The sequence below is a fragment of the Halomonas sp. THAF12 genome (assembly GCF_009363675.1).
In the GTDB taxonomy this organism is placed as follows: domain Bacteria; phylum Pseudomonadota; class Gammaproteobacteria; order Pseudomonadales; family Halomonadaceae; genus Halomonas; species Halomonas smyrnensis.
Map to the genome: position 1 here is coordinate 550685 of NZ_CP045399.1, position 24159 is coordinate 574843.

The following is a 24159-nucleotide window of genomic DNA, read 5'->3' on the forward strand; positions in this document are numbered from 1 at the left end:
GCAGGCGGCGGGGCGGGGCACTATGCTGAAGGGGCCATTGTGCTTGCCCTGAATACTGCATAGGGAGGTTCACGCCATGCCCACCACATCCTTCGCCGCCCGGTTCGGCCGCGGCCTGCTGCTGACGCTGCCGCTGTTCGCCGGCACGGCGCTCGCCAGCGAGGGGCGGGACCTGGTCTTCCAGGGCGATGCCAGCTTCCAGGGGCCCCACGGCGGCCAGGCGATCCAGGCGGCGCTGGTCGACACGGCCCTCGACGAGACCATCGCGGTGGAGACCGGCAAGGTGTCCGGCGAGGACGACCCGAGCTTCTCCTTCACCTTCCAGCGCGCGCTGGTGGCCGACGGCCAGTACGCCGTGCACTACTGGATCGATGCCAACTTCGGCGGCGGCACCGCCGGCAACTGCGATCCCATGCAGCACGATCACCAGTGGCGCGTGCCCATCGCGCCCGGCGACGGGCCGGTGACGCATACCGAGCATCACGACCCGTCGGCGCAGAGTGCCGTCTGCGACACCTTCCGCTGAGCGAGCTTGGCCCTCACGGCCGGTGCCCCGGGCCGGCCGGCTCCGTGTCGCTCAGAGCTTCACCTTGCCGCGCAGCGCCTTGGTCTGGCCCTTCTTGACCTTCTTGTCGACCCGGCGGCGCTGTGAGCCCTTGGTCGGCTTGGTCGGCTTGCGCGCCTTGCGCTGCTGGATGGCCTGGCGGATCAGCTCGCGCAGCCGGTTCAGGGCATCTTCCTTGTTGAGCTCCAGGGTGCGGTGCTCCTGGGCCTTGATCACGATCACCCCGTCCTTGCTGATGCGCTGGTCGGACAGCGCCAGCAGGCGCTCCTTGTAGAACTCCGGCAGGCTGGAGGCGGGGATGTCGAAGCGCAGATGCACCGCCGAGGCGACCTTGTTGACGTTCTGCCCGCCCGCGCCCTGGGCGCGGATCTGGTGAATCTCGATCTCGTGGTCGGGTACTTCCACGGTATTGGAGATACGCAGCATGGTGTCCTCGCGGTGGCTGGGTGAAGAGGGGATGAATCGGGAAATCGGCGGCGGAGCGGCCGTTCAGCCGCGCTGGCGCAGCGGTTCGAGCAGCTCGCCGAGGCCGTTGTGGTCGATCTCGTGCATCAGCTGCAGCAGCTGGCCGATCTGGCCCGCCGGGAAGCCCTCGCGGGCGAACCAGGCGAGATAGGGGCCGGGAAGATCGGCGATCAGGGTGCCTTCGTACTTGCCGAAGGGCATGCGCTGGGTGACCAGGCGTTGCAGGTCCTCGGGTTGCAAGGCGCCGCTCCTCTAGGTGTTGTCCGCAAAGTCGGGTGAATGAAAACGGGGATGGAAAGCGGTGAAAACGAGGCCGCAGGGTACGCCACCGAGGGCCGGGCGGCCAGTCGACGGCGGATTTCCCGCTCCGCCCTTGAATCGCGGCGGGCCGGCCCGCATTGCTGTCGGACATCCATGGCACACGAGGGACCTTCCATGACCACACTGGTGATCGGCGCCAACGGCCAGATCGGCCGCCTGTTCTGCGAGCTGGCCCGGCAGGCCGGCGAGCCCGTTCGGGCGATGGTACGCAATGACGACCAGCGTGCCTGGTTCGAGGCGCGGGGCATCGAGACCGTGATCGGCGACCTGGAGGGCGAGCTGCGTCACGCCTTCGAGGGCTGTGACCGGGTGGTGTTCACCGCCGGCTCCGGGCCGCACACCGGCCCCGACAAGACGCTGCTGATCGACCTCAACGGTGCCATGCGCGCGGTGGATCTGGCCGCCGAGCTGGGGCTCGAGCGCTTCGTGATGGTCAGCGCCCTGCGCGTCGACGACCCGCTGGCCGGGCCGGAGGCGCTGCGCCCCTATCTCGCCGCCAAGCGCGCCGCCGATGCCTATCTCAAGGCCGCCGAGGTGCCCTGGGCGATCCTCAAGCCGGGCCGTCTCACCGACGAGCCGGCCACCCGACGCGTCGCCGCCTCGCTGGAGGAAAGCGGCGGCAACAACGAGGTCTCCCGGGCCAACGTCGCCCATGCGCTGCTGCATCTGGTGCAGGGCAAGGCGGCGAACGGCCGCGAGTACCCGCTGCTGGACGGCGAGCGCGAGCTCGAGGCGGTGCTGGCCTGAGGCCGCTCAGCCCGCCTGGGTCCGGTTGCGGCCGTCCTGCTTGGCGCGATAGAGCGCCCGGTCGGCACGTTCCAGCAGCACATGGCAGGCCTCGTCCGCGCGCAGCGCGGCGATGCCGGCGGAGAGCGTGACGGAGAGGTCCGATCGGCCCGGTGACGCGCTCGCGATCCGCGTGCGCAGGCGTTCGAGGCTCTCATGGGCCTGCTCCTGGGTGGCGCCGGGCAGGATCACCAGAAATTCCTCGCCGCCCAGCCGGGCCAGCACGTCATAGTCGCGCAGCTCGCCGCCCAGCCTCGCGGCCACGTCGCACAGTACCTCGTCGCCGGTGGCGTGGCCGTGGCGGTCGTTGATCTGCTTGAAGTTGTCCAGATCGATGATGGCCACGCACAGCGGGCTACCCTGCCGGCGGGCGCGCGCGATCTCCTCGCCCAGCCGCGCCATGCCGGCGCGGCGGTTGAGCAGGCCGGTCAGCTCGTCGTGGCGGGCCAGGAAGTCGAGGCGCCGCTCCAGGGCCTTGCGCTCGGTGATGTCGGTGATGAAGATGACGCGCTTGAGCCGCCCGGCATCGTCCTTCAGGCGCGACGACTCGGCGATGATGCTGTGCGTCTCGCCGTCGCGACCGACCACCTCCCATTCCTGACGCTCGTCATGCTCCTCGTCGCCCTGCATGAAGCATCGATGGCGCCTGAGCATGGCCTCGCGCTCGGCCTCCGGCACCACCAGGGCGAAGGAGCGGCCCAGCAGCTCCTCCTCCGCGTAGCCGTAGAACTCGCAGAAGGCCGGGTTGACCATCTCGAGGATGCCCGCCTCGTTGGTGATGCAGATGCCGATCGGGGCGGCACGGATCAGCCGGGGCACGTTGTCGGAGCGGGTCAGGGTCAGCGGCATGCGGTCATCCTCGGTTGGGCGAGCGAACGGGTCGCCCTGCCGCAGCGGAAGGCCGGCCTCGAACGGCCGGTGTGCCGCCATGGGGGCACGCCTTGGGCGCTCAGGGTGCCGATGTCATCCCCTGCCACCCTGAGCCGACACGCCGATTCGGCGATGATGAAAGAATAATTTGCTTATTTTTCATGATGGCTCGGCGTTGTACAAGATGGGGCCTCAACGCTTCGACGCGGGGCGTTGCGGGCGCCATCATCCCGGCGCACCATCGTCCGTTTTCCCTGTCGTCCCCCGAAGGAAAGGATTCATGCCCATGCACGATGCCGAGGCTTCCCTGCCGGCCCGCGCCCGCCGGCTGCTCGAGACCGTCCCCGAGGCCGAGCTGCCGCTGACCTACCAGCGGCTCGCCGAGGCCCTGGCGCTCACCCCGCCGCGGACCATCCGCCGCGTGGCGCTGGCCCTGGAACAGCTGATGCGGGAGGACGCCGCCGCCGGCCGTCCCTTCATCGCCGCGCTGGTGGTCAGCCGGCAGGGCGAGGGCCTGCCGCGCGAGGGCTTCTTCGCGCTGGCCCTCGAGCTGGGGCGCTTGCCGCAGGACCCGGCGCGCCACGCCGAGGCCTGGCGGGAGGAGTTCCGGCGCGCCGTCGACGCACGCGACGGCCACCACCACGACCCGGCCTGACAACGACCCGGCCTGAGCACGACGACGCCCGCCGAAGAGGCGGGCGTCGGGGCTCGTGTGAGCGGAGGCGCGGCGAGGGCCCGGCTTGGCAGACAAAAAAGGGCCGGCCCCCTGGTGGAGGCCGGCCCAATATCGAAGGAAACAGCAAACCATGCGCCGGTGCTAGCCAGATCATAGTTCGCTACCTAACAATTCTACCGCGCCGCAGCCGGCTTGGCCAGAGGGCGAGGCGGCTGGCGTAAGGGGGCCGCGTTTCGGCGCGGAGGCGCGAGTGAGCCCCGAGCGCCGGCGCGGCATGCTAGCCTGACGCGATGCCAGAGGACATCGCGATGAAGGGAGGCGCGCATGGAAGCATTCGGCCTGAGCGGGCTGGCGACGAGGGAGTGGCTGGGGCAGGGCGTCAGCCTGGTGGCCCTGGCGCTGTGCGTGGCCGGCTTCGCCAGCCGGCGCGACGATCGGCTGTTCGTGCTGCTGCTGTTCGCCAACGTGGCCTTCGCCGCCCAGTTCGCGCTGTTCCAGAGCTGGGTGGCGGCGGGCATCTCGGCGCTGATCGTGCTGCGCATCGCCCTGGTGCGTCGCTACCCGGGCAGCGTGGCGGTGATGGCCGCGGTGCTCGTCGCGACCCTGGCGGTCGCGCTGCTGACCTGGAGCGGCCCGAGCGACGTGCCGGCGCTGCTGGCCGGCCTGCTCGGCACTTGGGGCATGTTCATGCTGCGCGGCGTCGCCATGCGCGGGGTGCTGGCCGCGGCGGCCTTCTGCTGGGTGATCAGCAACCTGCTGGCCGGCTCCATCGGTGGCACCCTCGCCGAGACGCTGATCCTCGTCACCAACCTGATCACCATCTGGCGCCTGCGGCGCGCCGCCCGGCGCTATGGCCTGAGCCCCTGAGCGAAGGCGGCCGGGCCGAGGGAGCCGGCCCGAGCGGCCTACATCTGGGCGACGAGGTAGTTCTCGCGGCCGACCAGCTTGATCAGGCGCAGCTGCTGTTCCAGCCAGTGGGCGTGATCTTCCTCGGTGTCGGAGAGCAGCGGCAGCAGGATGGCGCGGGTGTTGAAGTCGCGCTCGCGCTCGCATAGGGCGATGGCGGCCTTGAGGGCGTCGCCGACCTCGTACTCGAGCTGCAGGTCGTAGCCGAGCATCTCTTCCACGTCCTTGCCGATGCGCACCTGGGTGCGGGTGTGGATGTCCGGCTTGCCTTCGAGCATCAGGATGCGCTCGATCAGCTTCTGGGCGTGGCCCTTCTCGTCGTGGAACTCGTGGTCGATGCGCTCGTGGAGCTTGGTCAGCCCCATGTCGGCATACATCTCGGCGTGCACGAAGTACTGATCCATGGCGGCGAGCTCGGCGGCGAGCAGGCCGTTCAGGGCGTCGATGATCTCTTGATGGCCTTGCATGAGCGTTCTTCCCTGTCGACGTGACGTATCAGCTGCGCATCCTAGTCCGGGGCGCGGGATTGGTCAATTTTTCTCGGCATATCAATGACTTGAGATTGCCTTCGCGTGCGATTCGCATTCGGTCCAGGTTTCGCGTCTCGCCTCCTGCCCGTTTCTCCCGGCGGGGCGAGGCGGTTCAGGCGGTCACCCCGAAGACGCTCTTCAGATAGCGCACATAGGCCTCGTCCCGGGACAGCATCTTGCCCGGGGCATCGGAGATCTTGGCCACCGGCTGGCCGTTGCAGGCCACCATCTTGATCACCATGTTCATCGGCTTCACGTCCGGCAGGTCGCAGGTGAGGCTGGTGCCGATGCCGAAACTGGTGCGGATGCGTCCGTCCAGGGCGGTCTTGATGCCCATCGCCGAGTCGAAGGTCAGGGCGTCGCTGAAGATCAGCGTCTTGCCGCGCGGGTCGATGCCGAGCGCCTCGTAGTGGCGGATGCACTTCTCGGCGAACACCATGGGATCGCCGCTGTCGTGCCGCAGGCCGTCGAACAGCTTGGCGAAGTACAGATCGAAGTCGGCCAGGAAGGCGTCGAGGTTGATGGTGTCGGTCAGCGCCACGCCCAGGTGGCCGCGGTATTCCTGCACCCAGGCCTCCAGCGCGGTGCGCTGGCTGTCCACCAGCCGGCTGCCGAGCTGCTGGTGGGCCATCACCCACTCGTGGGCCATGGTGCCCATCGGCGCCAGGCCGTGGCGCCGGGCGATGTCGACGTTGCTGGTGCCGACGAACTGGCCGGGGAACTCCTCGGTCAGCACCTCGACGATGGCCTCCTGCACCGGCTGGGAGAGCCGCCGCCGGGTGCCGAAGTCGGCCAGCCGGAAGTCGGCCAGCTGGGCCGGCGTGTAGTCGCGGCGCAGCCGATCCATCTTCGTGCGCAGCTGCGACACGGCCTGATCGACGCTGGCCCCGGGGTTCAGGGTGTGATTGCGCACCTCGCTGATGATGGCGAGGATCACGATCTCGAACAGGATGCTGTGCGTCCAGGGGCCGTCGATGACGATGCACAGCTCGCTGCCCTCCATGTGCAGGTCCACGTACTCGGGGCGGAAGCGGTACAGCTCCAGGAAGCGCACGAAGTCCGGCGACATGTAGGCGAAGTCGCTCAGGTAGGCGGATTCCGCCTCGCTCAGCGACAGCGAGGCCAGGCCGTCGATCTGGGCGCGGATCTCGTCGAGATAGGGGCGCAGGTCCTCGGCGTCGCGGCAGCGGAATTCCCAGGTCACGCTGGCATTGGGGTAGTTGTGATGAACCCCCTGCATCATGGTGAGCTTGTACCAGTCGGTATCCAGCAGCGAGGTGATGATCTGACCCGGGGCGCGGTACGTGGCCGCCATGAAGGATGCTCCCTGTGAATGATGGTGGACCGCTGCAGCGGCCCGCGAGACCGGCGTCTCGCGGGGGCATGATGGTAGCGTGTTCACGGTTCGGTGACGAATCGACCCCGCAGAGGAGTCAGGGCGCGAGCCGGGCCGTCAGCGCCTCGAGGAAGGTCTGGATGCGCGCCGCATTGGTGCCCAGGTCGCTCTGGCCGAGGCGCGAGGCCGAGCGCATGTCCACCGTGGTGCCCGCCGCACTCGGCGTCAGCCGGACCACGATATCGTCCTCGAAGCCGAACCAGCGGGTGGTCGCCACCGCCTCGAGCCGGCGCTCGCGCACGGCCGCGATCGACCAGCCGCGCTCCCGGGCCAGGGCCTCGGCGGCGTCGCGCACCGCCGGCAGCGGCCGCGGGATCTCCACCGGCCCCAGGTGCGGATAGCCCTCACGCTGGGCCTCGGCGAAGGCGGGGGGATAGTCGAGCGCGTTGGGCGCCGCCCGGCGCGCCTCTGCCAGCGCCTCGAAGGCCGGCGGGTCGGCGAGGTCGGTGGTGATGTCGTGGATCGGCGGCACGCTGCGGGCCAGCTCGCGCATCTGCAGCGGCTGCGCGACGATCGCCACCCCCGCCCCGATCACCAGCAGGCTCGCCAGCACCGGCCTGGCGCGACGACAGACCCCGGCGACCAGCAGGGCGACCACGGCGACGAGCGCCGCGCCCACGGCCAGCAGGGCGGCGCGATGCAATAGCGAGAACGACTGCCCGAGCGACAGCCATTCCAGGCGATAGGCCGGCCCCGTGCCGGCCATCAGCGCCGCGGCCATCGCCAGCAGCAGCACGGCCAGCCAGGCCAGGGCGGCCGGCCAGCGGCCGCCGCGCGGTCGGGGCTTGAAGGTCAACGACATGGCGTGGCTTCCTCCCTTCGTTGCGGCATGGCCCCTACTATAGTGCCCGAGGACGCTCGTGCCGATCCTGCCGGTAGGCGCCGGTCGCCGATAGGCCGAGGCGATGGCGCCCATGTTGGCATGTCGTGAGCATGTTAAGTATCTTGGACGGGTCTTGGCGGGCTCGGCGATCCGGCCGACCCCGAACCATCCGAACACGCTTTCTGCGAGGCCCCATGAATCCGACCATCGAACTGCTGAAGTCCCATCGCTCGGTGCGCAAGTTCACCGACCAGAAGATGCCGCCCGAGCTGCTGCGGGAGCTGGTCAGCGCCGGCCAGGCCGCCGCGTCCTCCAACCACGTGCAGGCCTACAGCGTCATCCACGTGACCACCCCGGCCAAGCGCGAGCAGATCGCCGAGCTGGCCGGCGGCCAGGGCTACGTCGCCAGCGCCTCCGACTTCCTGGTGTTCTGCGCCGACATGAAGCGGCCCACCGACGCCTCCGAGCGCACCGGCGCCAACGTCGTGCGCGGCATGACCGAGCAGCTGCTGGTGGCCAGCGTCGACACCGCGCTGATGGCGCAGAACGTGGCCGTGGCCGCCGAGTCCGAGGGGCTCGGCATCTGCTACATCGGCGGCATCCGCAACAACCCGCAGGCCGTCAGCGAGCTGCTCGAGCTGCCGGAGCATGTCTATCCGGTGTTCGGCATGTGCATCGGCTACCCCGCCCACGACCCGGACGTGAAGCCGCGCCTGCCGGTCGAGGCGATCCTCAAGGAAGACCGCTACACCGACGACCGCGAACAGGTCGACGCCTACGACGACGAGATGCACCGCTACTACGGCGAGCGCACCGGCGGCACCAAGGACACCAACTGGTCGAAGAGCCTCGAGCCGCTGTTCGACACCAAGCTGCGTCCCCACATGCGCGACTTCCTGGTCAAGCGCGGCTTCGAGATGAAGTAGGCGCTGCCGGCCCCGATGTATTCTCGGGGCTTGCGCTCCCAACTGATCCCCTTTTTTCGCGACCTTCTGCCCCTGTTATGGCCCCGGCCGTTCTGTCATCTTGACCGCCCACCACAGGGGCCGCGGGACGCGGGCCGGTTTCCAGGGTTTGAGGGGTGTCATGATGATCTACGTCGCGTTCTTCCTGATCTTCGTCGGTGTGACGTTCGCGCTGCATCAGGTGTACAGCGTGCACTACGCGATCAACTTCGAGGACGAGGAGGAGCGCCCGGAGCGGGTCAACCAGGCGCTGACGACGCTTTGCGACGCGGCCGAGGAGTGCCGCGACGGCCGGCCCTCGGCAGGGTTCGAGCAGGCGGTGGCCCGCATCTTCGGCGGCGGCGTCGACCCGCGGCTGGTGCTGGCGGCGCTGGCGCCGGGCCGGCGGAAGGCCTTCGCCGAGCCGCTGCTGCGCCGGCGCGGGCGCATCGACACCCGCGGCGAGCTGACCGTGGCGCACCTGCCGGGCTGGAAGACCCGTCCGCCGCGGCGCTATCGGCGCGGGCCGATGCTGGTGCTGGTCATGGCCTGCAGCCTGCTGGCGCTGTTCTGGGGCGGGATGAGCATCTTCACCGCGGCCTATCCGGTGGCGGTGCCGGCGCTGGCCTGGGCCAACAACCTGGCCGTGCTGACGGCGCTGGTCTATGCCTCGGCGCTGCTGGCCTTCGCCGTCTCGAAGCTCGACCTCTACCTGCACGATCTCCAGCAGATCGGCCGGCTGAACCGGCGCCTGCACGAGGCGCCGCGCGCCTGAGTTCAGAAGGCGTCGATCAGCTCGCCCAGCGTCGCCATGGCCGCCTCGCTGCGCGGCGTCCAGGGATGGCCGTAGCTCAGGCGCAGGCAGTGGCGAAAGCCCTGGGTGGCGGAGAAGATCGGCCCCGGCGCCAGGCTGATGCCACGCTCCCGGGCCAGATGGAACAGGCGCAGCGAGTCCACCCGTTCGGGCAGTTCGAACCACAGGAAGTAGCCGCCGGCCGGGCGCGTGGCCCGGGTCTCGGCCGGGAAGTGATGCGCGGCCGCGGCCAGCATCCGGCCCTGCTGGGTCTCCAGGGCATGGCGCAGCTGGCGCAGATGGCGGTCATAGCCGCCATGCTGAAGATAGTCGGCGATGGCCGTCTGGGCCGGCACCGAGGGCGAGATGGTCGTCATCAGCTTGAGCCGCGAGATCGCCTCCGCGAAGCGCCCGGCCGCCACCCAGCCGACCCGATACCCCGGCGCCAGGCTCTTCGAGAACGAGCCGCAGTGGATGACCAGGCCCTCGTCGTCGAACTGCTTCACCGGCTTCGGCGGCGTGGTGGCGAAGTGGAGCTCCGCGTAGGCGTCGTCCTCGATCAGCGGCACCTGGTGGCGCTTGATCAGCGCGTAGAGCGCGCGTTTCTTGTCGTCGTCCAGGCTCGCGCCCAGCGGGTTCTGCAGGTGGCTCATGAACCAGCAGGCCTTGATCGGCAGCCGCGCCAGGCTGTCCGCCAGCACGTCCAGGTCGACGCCCTCGCGCGGGTGCACGGGAATCTCCACCGCCCTGAGCTTCAGGCGCTCGAGGATCTGCAGGCTGGCGTAGAAGGCCGGCGACTCGATGGCGACCAGGTCCCCGGGCTCGGTCACGCACTGCAACCCCAGGTTCAGCGCCTCCATGGCGCCGCTGGTGATCACCAGCTCCTCGGGCGGCAGCGGCATCCCCTTCAGCGTGTAGCGCAGCACGATCTGGCGGCGCAGGTCGGCGTCGCCCGTCGTCATGTCGCGCAGCACGTCGCCGCCGCTCATCCCGCGCAGGCCCTTGGCCATGCTGCGGGCCAGCCGGGCGAGCGGGAACAGCTCCGGGCTGGGGAAGGCCGAGCCGAACGGCACGGTGTCGGGGTCCTGGAGCGAGTCGAGCACCGAGAACACCAGCTCGCTGACGGCCACGTCGGCGCTCTCCTGCCGGCGCGGCGTCATGCGCGGCTCGTGCAGCACCCGCCGGGCCTGCTCGCGCACGTAATAGCCGGAGCGCGACCTGGCCACGATCAGCCCGCGATCCTCCAGCAGGTAGTAGGCCTGGAAGACGGTGGAGTGGCTGATGCCGTACTGGCGACTGGCCTGGCGCACCGAGGGCACCCGCTCGCCCGGGGCCAGCACGCCCTCGCGGATCAGCTCGGCGATCCGGTCGGCGAATGTCTCGTAGCGTTTCATCGGCGGCTCGCGGCCCCGTCATCGAAGTGGCGGAAGGAAGAGCATTCCACCACGCCCGGCGCCGCGGCGGAAGGCCGGCAGGGGGCGTCACGACAACGCCCCGGCCAGGAAGGGCCGGGGCGTGGGGCTAGCCGATGGAGGCACGGCGCATCACTTGAAGCGTGAGCGGGCCTTCTCGAGGGAATCGCTCAGCGAGCTCCAGGCGCTTTCCGCGCCGGCCTTGAGGTCGTCCCAGGCGTCGTCGCTGGAGTCGCGCAGTTCGTCGAGCTTCTGGCGCATCTCGTCACGCCTGGCCTCGAGCTCGTCGACTTCCTTCTCGTGCTCGATGCGCTGGTCGGCCTCGGCGCTCCTGGCACGGGCCTTCAGCTTGTCCACCTCGGCCTGCAGCTCGTCCAGCTTGGCGCGCAGCTTCTGTTCGTAGGCATTCCGGTCGCTCATGGGAAGACTCCTTTCCGTGGGCGCGTGAATCACGATTCGCTCGTGCCCGTCGCGGGGCAACACGATGTGGTCGTTACAGGGTGGCATATCCCCCCCGGGAACTGGCAAGGTCGCGCGTACCGGCATATGTCCCGTCGGTGCCGTGCGGCGCCGACCCTCCACTGACCATCAGCCCGGCGAGCCTGGCGGAGGTATCATGAAGTCTCTTACGAGCACGAGGTTCGCAATTCTCGGGGCGGCGCTGGTCGCGATCAGCTACGGCCTGGCGCGCTTCGCCTTCGGCCTGTTCGTGCCGCAGATCCGCGACGCGCTGGAGCTCACGCCCTACGCCATCGGCATCATCGGCGCGCTGCCGCTGATCAGCTTCCTGCTGTCCACGGTGGTCGCGCCCTTCATCACCGACCATCTCGGCGCCCGCAACACGGCGGTGCTGTCCGGCCTGTTCGGCGTCGTCGGCCTGGGGCTGATCAGCCAGGCCTCCGGCGCGCTGATGCTGGGCAGCGGCGTGTTCGCCTGCGGCATCTGCACCGGCCTCATGATGCCGGCCCTCTCGGCCGCCATGCAGGCGATGGTGAGGCGCTCGCTGCACGGGCGGGTCAGCTCGGTGATGAACGCCGGCACCAGCATCGGCGTGATCGTCGCCGTGCCCACGGTGCTGTTCATGGTCGGCGCCTGGCGGCTGGCCTATCTCTCGTTCGCGATCTGCACCGCCATCGGCGTGATCGCCGCCTGGTGGTTCCTGCCCTCGGTGTCGCGCATCGTGCCCTCGAACGCCGCGCCGCCGCCGCCGCTCCCCGAACTGCCTTGGTCGCGGCTGGTGCGGCTGTCGCTGTTCTCCTTCGTGATGGGCTTCGTTTCGTCCGCCTACTGGATCTTCGCGCCCGACCTGGTCGTCACCCTCGGCGGCCTGCCGCCGGCCTCCACCGGTTGGCTGTGGCTGGCGGTGGGCATCGCCGGTCTCGGCGGCGCCGTGGTGGCCGACCTGGCCGACCGCAACAACCCGCCGATCACTCACGCGCTGATGCTGATGATGCTGGCCGCCAGCCTGGCGCTGCTTGCGGCCAGCCCCGCCCAGACGCCGCTGGCGGCGTTCTCCGCGCTGGTCTTCGGCCTGGCCTACATGAGCCTGACGGGGCTGTATCTGATGACCGGCATCCGCCTGCTGCCGGGCCGGCTGTCGGTGGGGCCGGTGCTGCCCTTCATGGCGGTGTCGCTGGGGCAGGCCACCGGCTCGCCGGTGGTCGGCGGGCTGGTCAATGCCTTCGGCTATGCGACGGCGTTCTCCATGTTCGCCGCGCTGGGCATCCTGGTGGCCATCCTGTCGCCCTTCTATCCGGGCCATATCGAGCAAGCGGACGAGGACGCGGAAGCCGAGGAGGATACCGGCCTGCAGGCGGCCTACGACCAACAGCTGCAGAACGAGGAGGGCGAGCCGCTGGAGGATCCGGAAGAGCCGCAAGAGTCGCAAGAGTCGCAAGAGCAGGAGGCGCCTGCCGAGGCGTCCGCCGATACCGCTTCCGAAGAAGGGCCGGCGGAGCACGCTCGCCAGAGTGCCCGGTAACGCCTCTGGCGATCCGCGCGGCCTCGGGGCTCGCGACGAGAGGTCGCGTCAGCCGCCGGGGGGCGGCTGACGACAACGGCCGGCCCGTGCGCCTCACTCGGGCAGGCGCAGTTGCTGCAGCAGGGTCTGGCGGGCGTGGGCGACCCGCGCCTGGCGCAGGGCCTGCGGCCTCCATACCAGGTAGTAGTGGATCTCGTGGGTGCCCACGGGGGAGGCGATCTCGGCCAGCTCGCCCCGGGCCATCTGCTGGCGGCAGAGGTACTCCGGCATCACCGACCAGCCGAAGCCCTGCATGAGCAGCTGACGCTGGGCCCTCAGGTCCTGGTTGACCACGTAGGGCACCAGGTCGTCGGCGCCGATCCGGTTCTTTTGCAGCCAGCGCTCGATCATCGACAGTTCCAGGTCGTAGGCCAGCAGCGGGGTCTCGCGGATGTCGCCGGCGAAGTCGTCGGACGCCGCCAGCCTTGCCGCCACCGCTGGCGCGGCCACGGGCAGTACCCGGCTGGTGAAGAGCGGCTCGCTCTTCAGGCGGCCGTCGACCACCGGGTGAGCCGAGATGCCCAGGTCGCAGTGGCCTTCCAGCAGCATGCTGGTCACCATGTCGCCGCCACCGCTATGCAGGCGCACCCTCACGCCCGCCTCGAGCAGCGGCAGCAGCCGCTGGCCGAGAATCTCGGCCATCACATCGGCATGCCCGACCAGCTGCAGCACCCCCGAGATATCCATCGACCGGGCCCTCGCCGAGGCCAGGGCGGCCTCGGCGGCGTCCAGCTTGTCGCCGATGTCCATGGCCAGCGCCTCGGCGGCGGCGGTCGGCGTCACGCCGGTCGGCGAGCGCTCGAACAGCGGCCGGCCGACGGCGACCTCGAGCCCGGCGATGTGCTGCGAGACGGCGGGCTGAGTGAGATTCAGCGCTCGCGCCGCGCCGCTGATGGAGCACTGGCGATACACCTCGATGAAGGTGCGCATGCGGGTCAGGGACATGGCCGATCCATAAATTTTCTTATGACCCCGGCAGCCTAGCATTGTTACCCCTCCGACACCCGTCAGGCCTAGGATGCCGACATCGAACGTCATCCACGCCCCGACGGCAGGAGGAATCATGTCCAGCGAGAACACGCGCCACGATCTGCTCAAGGTCCTGAACAGCATGAAGCAGCGCCAGGCCGCGGCCGGCACCGCCGACGCGGCGCTGCGCAAGGATCGCCTGCAGCGCGGCATCCGCCTGATCCGTGACCACCACGAGGCGCTGATCCAGGCGATGAGTGACGACTTCGGCCATCGCAGCCACTTCCAGGCCGGCTCCTCCGACCTGGCCGGCAGCATCAAGATGCTGCAGCACGCCATCGACCACGTCGACGAGTGGATGCAGGCCGAGACCGCGGAAGCCCCCGACCCCGGCATGACCACCGAGATCCACTATCAGCCGCTGGGCGTGGTCGGCGTCATCAGCCCCTGGAACTTCCCGATCAATCTGGCCTTCGGCCCGCTGGCCGGGGTGTTCGCCGCCGGCAACACCGCCATGCTCAAGCCCTCCGAACTGACGCCGAGGACCTCCGATCTGCTGGCCGAGCTGATCGGGCGCTACTACGGCCCCGAGGAGTTGGCCGTGGTGCTGGGCGAGGCCGACGTGGCCCAGGCCTTCAGCACGCTGCCGTTCGACCACCTGGTGTTCACCGGCAGCACCGCGGTGGGCCGCCACGTGATGCGCGCCGCCGCCGACAACCTGGTGCCCGTGACGCTGGAGCTCGGCGGCAAGTCGCCGGTGCTGGTGTCCCGCGAGGCCGACCTGACCAAGGCCGTGGAGCGCACCCTGACCGGCAAGACCTTCAACGCCGGACAGATCTGCATCGCGCCCGATTACGTGCTGCTGCCGGAAGAGCAGACGCGGGACTTCACCGCCCTGGCCCGGGACTTCCTCGCCCGCAGCTACCCGAGCGTCCAGCACAACGACGACTACACCGCCATCGTCAGCGACCGGCACTACCAGCGGCTGATCTCGCTGCTGGAGGATGCCCGCGAGAAGGGCGCCGAGATCGTCAACCTGGGGCCCGAGGACGAGCCGGCCTACCGGGAAGACAGCCGCAAGATCGCCCCGCACCTGGTGATCGGCGCGACGGATGACATGGCCATCATGCAGGAGGAGATCTTCGGGCCGCTGCTGCCGATCCGCACCTACGACCAGGAGCGTGAGGCGGTGGCCTATATCACCGGCAACCCGCGCCCCCTGGCGGCCTACTACTTCAGCGAGGACGCCGAGGCGCAGCGGGCCTTCGCCGAGAGCACCATCTCCGGCGCGCTGGTGGTCAACGACGTGATGGCCCACGTGTCCATCGATTCGCTGCCGTTCGGTGGCGTCGGCCCCTCCGGCATCGGCGCCTACCATGGCGTGCACGGCTTCCGCCGCTTCTCCCACGCCAAGCCGCTGGTGGTGCAGAGCGAGGAAGGCCAGGGCAACCTGCGGCTGCGCGCGCCCTATGATGACAAGTACGCCGAGCTCAAGGCCCTGCTCGAGGGCTGAGCCTGCCGCGCGACCGCCGAATGACACGACCGAGAGGTGACCGATGAAGATCCTGATGGTGCTGACATCCCACGACGCGCTGGGCGACACCGGCCACAAGACCGGCTTCTGGCTCGAGGAATTCGCCGCCCCGTACTATGCATTCCGTGACGCCGGCGCCGAGCTGGTGCTGGCCTCGCCCGAGGGCGGCCAGCCGCCGCTGGACCCCAACAGCGAACTGCCGGACTTCCAGACCCCGGCCACCGAACGCTTCCGCGAGGACGCGCAGGCCCAGCATGCCCTGGCCGGCACCGTGCGCCTGGACGAGGTGAACGAGGCCGACTTCGATGCGGTGTTCTACCCGGGCGGCCATGGCCCGCTGTGGGACCTGGCCGAGTCGCGCACGTCGATCGAGCTGATCGAAGCCTTCGAGCGCGCCGGCAAGCCGATCAGCTTCGTCTGCCACGCCCCGGGCGTGCTGCGTCACGTGAAGGCCGCCGATGGCGCCCCGCTGATCCGGGATCGCCGGGTCACCGGCTTCACCAACGGTGAGGAAGCCGGCGTCGGCCTGACCGAGGTGGTGCCGTTTCTGATCGAGGACGAGTTCCAGCGCCTGGGCGCCCGCTACGAGAAGGGCGAGGACTGGCAGTCCTACTGCGTCGAGGACGGCCGCCTGATCACCGGCCAGAACCCCGCCAGCTCCGAGGCCGTGGCCCGGGCCCTGCTCAAGCGGCTGGGGTGACCGCGGGGCCACGCGGCCCCGCGCTTTCCCGGGGCCGCGTCCGAGGGCGCGGGCCAGCGCCTTCCTTGCCGGCGCCGCGCCGCCTCACTGGTACTTGTGCTGCCAGCCCTTCACCGCGATCTGCTCCTTGAGCAGGTCCAGCATGTCCACCAGCACCTGCTCGGTGATCCGTTCGGTCTCGGGGTCGGTGCGCAGCCAGGCATCGAAGCCGCTCTCGGCCAGGTGTTCCACCAGGGCGGAGAACTCCGACGACTTCAGCCCCGCCAGCGCCTCGTCGACCAGGTGGCAGGCCAGGTCGGAGAGCGAGGCCTCGAGCCCGCGGGTCAGCGGGCCGCCCATCGGCAGGCGCGCGAGCCGCCTGAGCTCCGGGCTCTCGGCCAGGGTGCGGCCGACCAGCCCGCGCACGTAGCGCAGGGTGTCGTCGCGGTTGCGGTCGTAGGCGTCGCCGGCCATGGCCTCCAGCCGCTGGCTGATCTCGCGGATCAGCGCCTGCTTGCGCGGCTGCACCACCCGTTCGATCACCGGCGCCGAGAGCCCGTCGCCGGCGCGGATCTCCTGCTGCACGTTGTCGAGCATGCGGATGGCGATGCGGTCGGTGAGCTCCTCCAGCAGGATGTCGTAGTACTTGGCGGCCACGCCGTAGAGGTACCAGCGGCGCACGTCGATCAGGCCCATGCGCTGCAGGCGGTGCAGCAGCGAGATCACGCGCAGGATGCGCAGCAGCCGGAAGCCGCCCAGCGGGATGCAGCCGAGCACGTCGTACCAGTGCACGAAGGGGTAGAAGAACCAGCGGTGGTAGTGGCGCTCGGCGATGGCCACCGCCCAGCCCAGCAGCACGTCGAGCAGGAAGATGCCGACGAACGCCAGGTCGACGGTGAGGAAGTTGGCGTGGATGTGCCGTTCGTAGGCGCCGTGCAGCCCGGGGGCCACGGCCTCGAAGGCGGCGTTCAGCGGCGGCAGCAGGAACAGGCTGTCGAACAGCAGCAGCCCCAGGTTGGCGATCACCAGCGCGATGATGAACAGATCCCACACCAGGTGGGCCCGTTCCAGGGCGGGCGAGGTCGTGCGCGTGGCAGGCATGGCGCCTCCTTGAGCTCGATGCCGAAGGGTCGCCTCTCATCCTAAAGCCTCGATCCCTCCTCGGCACCCCGGGCGTCTCCAACGACGGCGCCGCCGCCGGGCACTCGGGGAACGGCCGTGCCCGTGCCGTCAGGCGCCGCCTCGCCACTCCCGAAGCAGGCGGCTCACCAGCTCGCCGGCGGGGAGCTCGCGCGCCAGCGGCGCGCCCTGTCCGGCCCAGTGCGCCGCGAAGTCATGATCGCCGCGCTCGGCCGCCGCCGCGTTGAGCCGCTTGGCCGCGTCGTACGCCAGCGGATAGGCGGGCGGCCTGACCCTGAGCGTTGCCCCGGTCGTGGCATCGGGCGTGGCCTCGGCATGGCGCATCAGGCGATTGAGGATGCCGCGCGCCGGGCGCCCGGATAGCGCCGTGGTCATGCGGGTCGTCTCGGCGCGCTCGCTCTTGAGGGCCACGCGGTAGCCCTCGTTGGCCGCCGATTCCGGGCACAGCAGGAAGGCCGTTCCCAGCTGGGCGGCGCAGGCGCCCAGCGCCAGGGCCGAGCGGATGCCCTGGCCATCCATGATGCCGCCGGCCGCGATGATCGGCAGGTCCATCTCCCTGACCAGCCGGCGAACGAGCACGGCGGTGCTCAGCCGCTCATCGTCCGCCGCCGGATCGAAGCAGCCACGGTGCCCGCCCGCCTCATCGCCCTGGGCCACGATGGCGTCGACGCCCGCTGCCTGGATCTCTCTCGCCTCCCGCAGATTCGTCGCCGTCGCCAGCGTGTAGATGCCGGCCTCGCGCAGCGCGCGTATCCGCGCCTCGGGCGGCAAGCCGAAGTGAAAGCTGACCACGGCGGGGCGCGTCTCGAGCAGCATCTCGAAGGCCGCCTCGTCCTCCACGAAGCTGCGGTAGATCTCGTCGAGCCCCGCCGGCGGCTCGCGATCGTATGCCCGGAACAGCGGCGCCAGGTGCGACAGCCAGGCCGCCTCCCGGGCCGGGTCGCGCACGGCGGGCGCATGGCAGAAGACGTTGACGTTGAACGGGCGGGGCGTCAGCGCCCGGGTGCGCTCGATCATCGCCCTAGCCTTATCGACGCCGCTGGCGCCGATGCCCAGCGAGCCCAGGCCGCCGGCATTCGACACGGCCGCCGCCAGCGCCGGCGTGGCCACGCCGGCCATGGGCGCCTGGAGGATTGGCTGGATGCCCAGCCGGTCGGTCAGGGGATTCAACGATGTCATGGGAATGGCCTCCACGAGTGCGGGATACGGTGGCGTCGGTTGACAGCAGTGGGCGGCATGGCGTCTTTTATCGGCGCGCCAGCCGCCGCGACGTCGCCCGAGCGCCGGGCCCTTGTCTCGACCCGGCCGCCACGAGGCGGCGCACGACGCCATGGCGGATAGGGAACAAGAAACAGGGGAGTGTGGGATGTACGTCGAGAGTGTGGAAAAGGAAGACTACCGCGAGCTGCTGGAGGTCTGGGAGGCCTCGGTCAGGGCAACGCACGACTTCCTGCGGGAAGACGACCTGCTGGAACTGAAGCCGCTCATCTATGAGCAGTATTTCGGCGCCCTCGACCTGACCTGCGTCAAAGGAGAGGGCGGTGACATCCTGGGCTTCTGCGGCGTGCAAGGCGGCAAGATCGAGATGCTGTTCGTCGCGCCCCAGGCGCGCGGCGCCGGCATCGGCGCCTTGCTGCTGGATGACGCGGTGGCCGCCCAGGACGCCTCCCGGGTGGACGTCAACGAACAGAACCCGCAGGCGCTGGGCTTCTACCGCCACAAGGGGTTTTCCGTCACCGACCGCTCGCCGCTCGACGGCTTGGGCAAGCCCTATCCGCTGCTGCACATGGCGCTGGTGCCCACGCCGTGACGCGCCGCGCCCCTGGCCTCGACGGTGACGCCTCAGCCCGGTAACAAGCTCTCGCCGAGCGCCTCGCCCAGCCTATCCACCGCGGCGGCCAGCCTCTCGTCGATCACATGGAGATACTCCGTCCAGTCGTCGACGTGGTTGAGCTCCGCCTTGCCGTCCGAGATGCCGCGCAGCACCACCAGCGGCACGCCGAAGCGGGTGCAGGCGCGCAGGCAGGCGTAGCTCTCCATGTCCACCATGTCGGCGGCGATGGCGGCATAGGCCGCGCCCGAGACGATGTTGGCGCCGGTGGAGAGCGACGCCTCGGGAATCCCGGGAATGCGCAGCGGCAGGGGCAGGATGTCCGGCAGGTCGAGGAAGGGCGTGACGCCCTTCTGGAAGCCGAGCGGCGAGGCGTCCATGTCGCGGTAGGCCACCGAGGTGGCCTGGTAGACCTCGGTCTGCTCCAGCGCCCGGCTGCCCGCCGAGCCCAGCGACACCACGAGGTCCGGCCGTTGCCCGCGCGCCGCAAGCTCCGCCAGCGCCGCGGTGAGCTCCACCGCCGCCTCCACCGGCCCCACGCCGGTCATGAAGGGCGTGAAACGCTCCCGCAGATGCGGGCCGTATTCCGCGTCCGCCGCCATCACGAACAGCACGGAGCGGCCGCCGAGCGTGGTCAGCGGCGCCGGTGCGCGTGGTGTCTGGTTCATCCCCAAGTCTCCCGCAGCTATAAAGGCCACCATCATGGCGGGCAGAGGCGTTGGCGCCAAGCGGGCGAGGGCTTGAGAGAAGCGAGAGGGTCGTTCCCGCAAGATCGATCTAGATCAAAAGCCGAAGTGAAATTGTCACCAAGCGGTGACATTCTTGATCCCTCGTTCTAGGCTGAGTGATCAGCCAACCAGCAAGGGACTGCCATGGCCGATCACTCCACCGAATCCCGTATCACTTTGCATCCGCATTCCCGGCGCGTGCGCATACGTGCTGGCGACACCCTGATCGCCGATACCTGCAACGCCATCGAACTGCGCGAGAAAGGCTATCCACACCGCCACTACATCCCGAAAGAGGATGTGGATATGGCGAAGCTGTCGATTTCCTCCACCGTCACCCACTGCCCGTTCAAGGGCGATAGCACTTATTACTCCCTGCCCGATATCGCCGATGTGGCCTGGAGCTATGAACGGCCTAACGATGAGGTTCAGGCGGTTGCCGGGAGGTTGGCGTTTGATACGGACAAGGTGACGGAGATTGTGGAATGACACGCCAAAAGTGCTCCATTACGGCTTTCGTAGGAGCGCAGCCTGCTGCGCGAGGGGATGGTGGCTTCTGGCTTAATCCCGATGCCCAGGAAATAAAGCCGGCGCGTTCAAGTCAATAAATGAGCCGGCTATCTAATTCCTGTTAGCACCACTACAAGGAGGTGTCGAGATGCCTGATAGATTAGAACTCACGAAAAACTCCCAATTTTACACTCCAAAAGTTGAGATAATCGATGAAGTTATTGAAGATATTCTCAATGAAGCATCAAGCAACATTGATGAAGATGCGGGCTTTATCATTGATGTTTTTAGACAAGAGAAAAGCGTTGAAGAGCATGAACTGAACTATATATACTCAATTAAAGTATTTCCTTCAGTTAGGCCAGTGTACTTTATTGATGAAGCCCTTGAAGACAAAATTCATGCATACATTATTTTAATTGAAATTGATGGGTATTTGGCTGTATTAAAGAAAAGCTGCTCAAGCATAACAGAAAAAATAAAAGAATACTTCAGCCTAGTAGGTAGTAGTGAGCTTGGCAAAACATTTGGAGACAATGCGGAATATCAAAAACTTGCGTTAAGGAATATGACTATTTCAGATAAGGCTCTAAGATCTAGATCTTATGAAGCAGCGGATCTGAAAGGTCTATTATCAACTCATGCGGCCGGGAGGTCTATACCGTTCTACTTGAAGATAAGGCAAGGTTCTTCTATTAAATCAATTTCTGGTACTGGACGTGTTGTTGAATCTTCACAAAGAAAATCAGTTGATGATATAGCTGTTTGGATAAAAAGCCAAATACAATTACTGGAATCAGCCAGTGAGAATGAATTCCTTGACTCTTTCGCAAAGAAAGTAGAGTTGCAAGAGGTTTTGTCTGAATGTGAGCCAAACGCAATACTAATTGAAAGCTCACTTCTTTATGAAAGAATAAAAAGCGATTCTTTACCTCTGAAATATAGAAGTAAGAAAGGAAGCAATATACTTGTTTCTGAGCGAGTGACAAACAAGCTGTTCTCAGAGCTGGAAAAAGTTTATGAAATTGATAGCGAAGATAAAGTCATAGGAAGAGAGGGCTGCTCAAAAATACGTAGAAATGAAAAAACATTAACAATAAGTTCAAAGATGCTCACCAAATTCCGAGTTATTGAAAATGGAAAAGACATACCATTACAGAAGTATATAGTGAAAAATGGTTTCTATAGTATAACTTTCACAGACCCAAAGTATATGTATTTCATGGGGGCATGCTTTGAGGATCAATCTGGAGTCTCAGAAATAAATAGCATTCTCGATATATTGCAGCCTCAGGCAAATATGGGGGGAGTTACGTCAGAAAAAGGTACATTCTCTACTACACATACAAACTTCGATGTAGACTCTATGTTTTATCTCGTTGAGGATGCACATAAAAATGATGATTACATATTTTGTGATGATCTTGGAATAGAATGGGCTGATCATATCACTTTGAATCTTTCAGAATCATGCATTTCATTTGTTCACTCTAAGCATGGAAGCCCTACTACATCTGCTAGTAAGTTGCATGATGTCGTGGGTCAAGGGATAAAAAACCTAGGCAATATGTTTTTTACTCATCAGCAGTTATTAGAAAGAGTAAATGGTAAGTTTTCTGATCTGTACAGTAATGGCAGTGTAAATACCCAAATAACAAGAACAAGAAAAGGAAGTGCCGCATCTATTGGTGGGGACTTAGAAAACCTTCTGAAAGATTATCAGCTTCATAGGAAATGTATCTTATGTTGCTCCTTTATATCAAAATCAAGTATAACAGCTGAATTCTCGAAAATCCAAAATAATCAAAGCGTACCAGGTCACATAACCCAGCTTCTATGGATTATTTCTTCTTTTGCACATGCAGCGCGAGATATGCATGCAATACCAATCATTTACTGCTCGCCGTAGTGATAGCAAGTGCATCAAATGGATAATCGGGGTCTACCCCGTTTCCCGCTGCTTTTTGATACAGAAAAAATAGAAAAGGGAAGGTAGTGTATGGGGAGTTATCATAATGATCAGCCTATTAGCGGAGAAGAAGAGAGCCCCGATCTTTTAAGTAGAAAATCGTTTTCTGAGCGTTTAGCGAGCGTGCTTCTAGTCGCTCCCGGTGATGATTGCATGACGGTATCTCTTGAGGGCGATTGGGGCTATGGAAAAACTTCAGTAATCAACCTTGTTAAAAAAACATTGTCACAACAGGAGAATAGTCCTGTTATAGTAGAATACAATCCATGGCTGGCAGGAAAAGCAGAGGCTTTAGTACAAGATTTTTTGGTTCAGTTTTCCGCGCAGCTCAATATCCCCGATAGGCCAAAAGAAGGGCTGAGAGCCTCTAAGGAGTTATTGGCGTACTCAAAACTGTTTAACGTTATGAAATTCATTCCTGGCGTGGAGCCGTGGGCTTCAACTGTTCAAGGAGTTTTTGGAGCTGTTGGTGGTGCTACTAAAAAAATTAGCAAGTTAAAAGAGCTTGACCTACTAGGAAGAAAGAAGAAGATAAATGCTCTTCTAAAGAGCCTAGGAGTATCAATAGTCGTCGTTATTGATGATATCGACCGATTGGCACCTGATGAGGCTTTTCAAGTAATTAGATTGGTAAAGGCTGTAGCTGATTTTCCCGGGACATCTTTTTTGTTGTCCTTCGATCCCTCATATCTTGCAAGCTCACTTGAAAAGCAGGGTATTGATAATTCAAGTCAGTATATAGATAAAGTGGTTCAGTTAAGGATTCCTTTGCCTCTTATAGCTCATCGTGATCTTCAAAACTTGGCTGATATTGAACTTAGAAATTTGTCAGATAAATCTTTAACTGATAGCTTTGAGCGTGATCAAGAAAGGTTGAGCTATTTGTATCATCGGTATGCCAAACATATAATACGTAGCCCGCGTGAGCTAAAAAGGATATTCAATCATCTGCGTTTTGTACTGGCTCAGACCGAAGGTAAGGTGTGCTTTACTGATTTGTACTGCCTTTCCATTTTGGCTATAAAAAGCCACGGTGTATATGAGTCTATAAAGTCCTCTCCTGAGTTTTATGTCGGTCAGAAGTTTGGCGGTGATCTTTTTTTTGAAAGCCGGGAAAAGGTTATAGAAAAAAGCAAGGAAGAGCGAGAGTCCATTCTTACGAATTATCCTGAAAAGGATGCGCCATATATAAGGGGGATTCTAAAAGAGTTATTTCCACTTCTCGATGACGTAGGGTATTCAATGTACGGCACCGATTACGATCAGTGTGGTCGGGTCGCGTCAGAAAAACGGCTATACACTGCTCTTCACTATCAGGTTCCACCTGGCTTGGTGTCAGATACGGAGATAGTTTCATTCCTAACCGGTGCGATCGATCGTGAAGAGTACTTGAGAGAAGCAATTTCGGAAGACTTTGTTGAGAGATTGTTCGAGCTCCTGAATCATAATATTGATAAAGCTGAATACGATGACGCAACTCTTTCCCTAAAAGCCATATACAATGTCTTTCTTGATTCCGAGTATTTGAAAGTTTTTGAAGACAGGGTGCATGGTTTTTTCGGATTTGATCCTTATCGAAACGTAATGTGGTTAACGTTTTCAGTTATTGAGAAAACGGAGAATAAAGAGGTTTTGCTTTTCGAGTTGCTTGAAGATAGACAAGCACTTCCTATTACGGCAGATGTGGTACGTCGCTTGTTGTTGCAGCTAGGAAAAATAGAGACAGACGACCCGCGGTTAAAGCAAGAGCAATGGCTCTCAGAAGAGAAAAGCGAGAAATATATAGATCGTTGGTCTGATTTGGTCATGTACCAGTTGCTGGAAGGGAGTCTTGTGGACTCTATTCATGCTTCGCATGTTTATTTTGTGTTTCGTCGTGCATCTAAAGAAAAAGCCGAGCAGGTTTTTAGTAGATGGCTAAGTGAAGAGTCGGGATTGGAGAAAGTGGCGAAGCTAATAGGTCGATGTGGTAGTGATTCAACTAATGGCCCGTATGCAGAAATTTCTGAAGAATCACTGTCCGGTCTATTAGACTATCAGTTGCTTAGAAAACTTGCTGGCAAAAAGATTAAAGGTTCGGGGGGTAATCTTTCAGCATACTTTAAGGCTGTGTATAAAAGTATTTTAACAGGAGAAAAGTACTACCTTAATGATGCCTCTAAGGGTGAAGGATTCTAATGCTATTGGTAATCAAGTAGACATAGAAAACGGTGGGGTGATCCTGCCAGAGATGGGTGTTACATCAGAATATTTCTAACGTCTGTTTCCGGCCTAAAGCTGAACTAGACATTT

The 24159-nt window shown here is 64.2% G+C and carries 25 protein-coding genes; 13 read left to right on the top strand and 12 right to left on the bottom strand.

What is annotated here, in order from left to right; all coding sequences use genetic code 11:
* Positions 1 to 76 precede the first annotated feature (76 nt).
* Positions 77 to 526 (top strand): hypothetical protein, encoded by a 450-nt coding sequence (locus FIU88_RS02515; protein ID WP_152478058.1) that lies wholly within the window; start codon positions 77 to 79, stop codon positions 524 to 526.
* Positions 527 to 577: 51 nt separating this feature from the next.
* Here the strand turns inward: FIU88_RS02515 and arfB are convergent, their stop codons facing one another.
* Positions 578 to 991, bottom strand: coding sequence for an alternative ribosome rescue aminoacyl-tRNA hydrolase ArfB (gene arfB / locus FIU88_RS02520; RefSeq protein ID WP_046079486.1), 414 nt, complete (start codon positions 989 to 991; stop codon positions 578 to 580).
* A gap of 63 nt (positions 992 to 1054) precedes the next feature.
* The gene (locus FIU88_RS02525) at positions 1055 to 1270 is read right to left on the bottom strand and encodes a DUF3820 family protein (protein ID WP_016855083.1); all 216 of its coding nucleotides are present in this window, start codon (positions 1268 to 1270) and stop codon (positions 1055 to 1057) included.
* A 195-nt stretch (positions 1271 to 1465) separates the two neighbouring features.
* On the opposite strand from FIU88_RS02525, the gene FIU88_RS02530 reads away from it, so the two are divergent.
* Positions 1466 to 2098, top strand: coding sequence for an SDR family oxidoreductase (locus FIU88_RS02530; RefSeq protein ID WP_152478059.1), 633 nt, complete (start codon positions 1466 to 1468; stop codon positions 2096 to 2098).
* Positions 2099 to 2104: 6 nt separating this feature from the next.
* On the opposite strand, the gene FIU88_RS02535 is transcribed toward FIU88_RS02530, so the two are convergent.
* Entirely contained in the window at positions 2105 to 2986 is an 882-nt protein-coding gene (locus tag FIU88_RS02535) for a sensor domain-containing diguanylate cyclase (protein ID WP_253742693.1), read from the bottom strand.
* 301 nt (positions 2987 to 3287) lie between these two features.
* On the opposite strand from FIU88_RS02535, the gene FIU88_RS02540 reads away from it, so the two are divergent.
* On the top strand, positions 3288 to 3662 hold the full coding sequence (locus FIU88_RS02540; protein WP_152478061.1) for a hypothetical protein: 375 nt from the start codon (positions 3288 to 3290) through the stop codon (positions 3660 to 3662).
* Positions 3663 to 4007: 345 nt separating this feature from the next.
* Positions 4008 to 4550, top strand: a complete 543-nt coding sequence (locus FIU88_RS02545; RefSeq protein WP_152478062.1) for a YgjV family protein — start codon at positions 4008 to 4010, stop codon at positions 4548 to 4550.
* Positions 4551 to 4588: 38 nt separating this feature from the next.
* Here FIU88_RS02545 and bfr read toward each other — a convergent pair whose 3' ends face one another.
* From bfr to FIU88_RS02560, 3 genes are all read right to left on the bottom strand, one after another.
* Positions 4589 to 5056 (bottom strand): bacterioferritin, encoded by a 468-nt coding sequence (bfr, locus tag FIU88_RS02550; protein ID WP_016855078.1) that lies wholly within the window; start codon positions 5054 to 5056, stop codon positions 4589 to 4591.
* A gap of 175 nt (positions 5057 to 5231) precedes the next feature.
* Complete coding sequence (gene pncB, locus FIU88_RS02555; RefSeq protein ID WP_152478063.1) at positions 5232 to 6434, bottom strand: nicotinate phosphoribosyltransferase; 1203 nt, start codon at positions 6432 to 6434, stop codon at positions 5232 to 5234.
* 118 nt (positions 6435 to 6552) lie between these two features.
* On the bottom strand, positions 6553 to 7317 hold the full coding sequence (locus FIU88_RS02560) for a DUF1499 domain-containing protein (RefSeq protein ID WP_152478064.1): 765 nt from the start codon (positions 7315 to 7317) through the stop codon (positions 6553 to 6555).
* 215 nt (positions 7318 to 7532) lie between these two features.
* On the opposite strand from FIU88_RS02560, the gene nfsA reads away from it, so the two are divergent.
* Together nfsA and FIU88_RS02570 are read left to right on the top strand one after the other, a co-directional pair.
* Positions 7533 to 8264 carry an oxygen-insensitive NADPH nitroreductase gene (nfsA, locus tag FIU88_RS02565; RefSeq protein WP_016855075.1) on the top strand — a complete coding sequence of 244 codons (732 nt, stop codon included), beginning with the start codon at positions 7533 to 7535 and terminating at the stop codon, positions 8262 to 8264.
* A 160-nt stretch (positions 8265 to 8424) separates the two neighbouring features.
* On the top strand, positions 8425 to 9057 hold the full coding sequence (locus FIU88_RS02570) for a hypothetical protein (RefSeq protein WP_016855074.1): 633 nt from the start codon (positions 8425 to 8427) through the stop codon (positions 9055 to 9057).
* A 2-nt stretch (positions 9058 to 9059) separates the two neighbouring features.
* Here the strand turns inward: FIU88_RS02570 and mapR are convergent, their stop codons facing one another.
* Positions 9060 to 10469 (bottom strand): GntR family transcriptional regulator MpaR, encoded by a 1410-nt coding sequence (mapR, locus tag FIU88_RS02575; RefSeq protein WP_152478065.1) that lies wholly within the window; start codon positions 10467 to 10469, stop codon positions 9060 to 9062.
* A gap of 150 nt (positions 10470 to 10619) precedes the next feature.
* The gene (locus tag FIU88_RS02580) at positions 10620 to 10907 is read right to left on the bottom strand and encodes a hypothetical protein (protein WP_016855072.1); all 288 of its coding nucleotides are present in this window, start codon (positions 10905 to 10907) and stop codon (positions 10620 to 10622) included.
* Between the two features lie 196 nt (positions 10908 to 11103).
* Here FIU88_RS02580 and FIU88_RS02585 point away from each other — a divergent pair, with 196 nt between their 5' ends.
* Positions 11104 to 12468, top strand: coding sequence for a nitrate/nitrite transporter (locus FIU88_RS02585; RefSeq protein WP_152478066.1), 1365 nt, complete (start codon positions 11104 to 11106; stop codon positions 12466 to 12468).
* Positions 12469 to 12561: 93 nt separating this feature from the next.
* Here the strand turns inward: FIU88_RS02585 and FIU88_RS02590 are convergent, their stop codons facing one another.
* Entirely contained in the window at positions 12562 to 13452 is an 891-nt protein-coding gene (locus tag FIU88_RS02590; protein ID WP_016855070.1) for a LysR family transcriptional regulator, read from the bottom strand.
* Positions 13453 to 13570: 118 nt separating this feature from the next.
* Between FIU88_RS02590 and FIU88_RS02595 the strand changes: the two genes are divergently transcribed.
* Complete coding sequence (locus tag FIU88_RS02595; protein ID WP_152478067.1) at positions 13571 to 14989, top strand: coniferyl aldehyde dehydrogenase; 1419 nt, start codon at positions 13571 to 13573, stop codon at positions 14987 to 14989.
* A gap of 43 nt (positions 14990 to 15032) precedes the next feature.
* Positions 15033 to 15710: a type 1 glutamine amidotransferase domain-containing protein gene (locus tag FIU88_RS02600; protein ID WP_016855068.1), complete on the top strand. Its 678-nt coding sequence runs from the start codon at positions 15033 to 15035 to the stop codon at positions 15708 to 15710.
* Between the two features lie 84 nt (positions 15711 to 15794).
* Here the strand turns inward: FIU88_RS02600 and FIU88_RS02605 are convergent, their stop codons facing one another.
* Together FIU88_RS02605 and FIU88_RS02610 are read right to left on the bottom strand one after the other, a co-directional pair.
* On the bottom strand, positions 15795 to 16790 hold the full coding sequence (locus tag FIU88_RS02605; RefSeq protein WP_152478068.1) for an ion transporter: 996 nt from the start codon (positions 16788 to 16790) through the stop codon (positions 15795 to 15797).
* Between the two features lie 129 nt (positions 16791 to 16919).
* The gene (locus FIU88_RS02610; RefSeq protein WP_152478069.1) at positions 16920 to 18008 is read right to left on the bottom strand and encodes a nitronate monooxygenase family protein; all 1089 of its coding nucleotides are present in this window, start codon (positions 18006 to 18008) and stop codon (positions 16920 to 16922) included.
* A 187-nt stretch (positions 18009 to 18195) separates the two neighbouring features.
* On the opposite strand from FIU88_RS02610, the gene FIU88_RS02615 reads away from it, so the two are divergent.
* Complete coding sequence (locus tag FIU88_RS02615; protein WP_152478070.1) at positions 18196 to 18639, top strand: GNAT family N-acetyltransferase; 444 nt, start codon at positions 18196 to 18198, stop codon at positions 18637 to 18639.
* 32 nt (positions 18640 to 18671) lie between these two features.
* Here FIU88_RS02615 and FIU88_RS02620 read toward each other — a convergent pair whose 3' ends face one another.
* Complete coding sequence (locus tag FIU88_RS02620) at positions 18672 to 19328, bottom strand: 5'-methylthioadenosine/S-adenosylhomocysteine nucleosidase (protein WP_152478071.1); 657 nt, start codon at positions 19326 to 19328, stop codon at positions 18672 to 18674.
* A 204-nt stretch (positions 19329 to 19532) separates the two neighbouring features.
* Between FIU88_RS02620 and FIU88_RS02625 the strand changes: the two genes are divergently transcribed.
* The 3 genes from FIU88_RS02625 to FIU88_RS02635 all read left to right on the top strand — a co-directional run bounded on the left by FIU88_RS02625 (position 19533) and on the right by FIU88_RS02635 (position 24045).
* Positions 19533 to 19877 carry a DUF427 domain-containing protein gene (locus FIU88_RS02625; RefSeq protein ID WP_152478072.1) on the top strand — a complete coding sequence of 115 codons (345 nt, stop codon included), beginning with the start codon at positions 19533 to 19535 and terminating at the stop codon, positions 19875 to 19877.
* Between the two features lie 169 nt (positions 19878 to 20046).
* Complete coding sequence (locus FIU88_RS02630) at positions 20047 to 21807, top strand: hypothetical protein (RefSeq protein WP_152478073.1); 1761 nt, start codon at positions 20047 to 20049, stop codon at positions 21805 to 21807.
* A 90-nt stretch (positions 21808 to 21897) separates the two neighbouring features.
* The gene (locus FIU88_RS02635; RefSeq protein WP_152478074.1) at positions 21898 to 24045 is read left to right on the top strand and encodes a P-loop NTPase fold protein; all 2148 of its coding nucleotides are present in this window, start codon (positions 21898 to 21900) and stop codon (positions 24043 to 24045) included.
* The last annotated feature ends 114 nt before the right edge of the window (positions 24046 to 24159 follow it).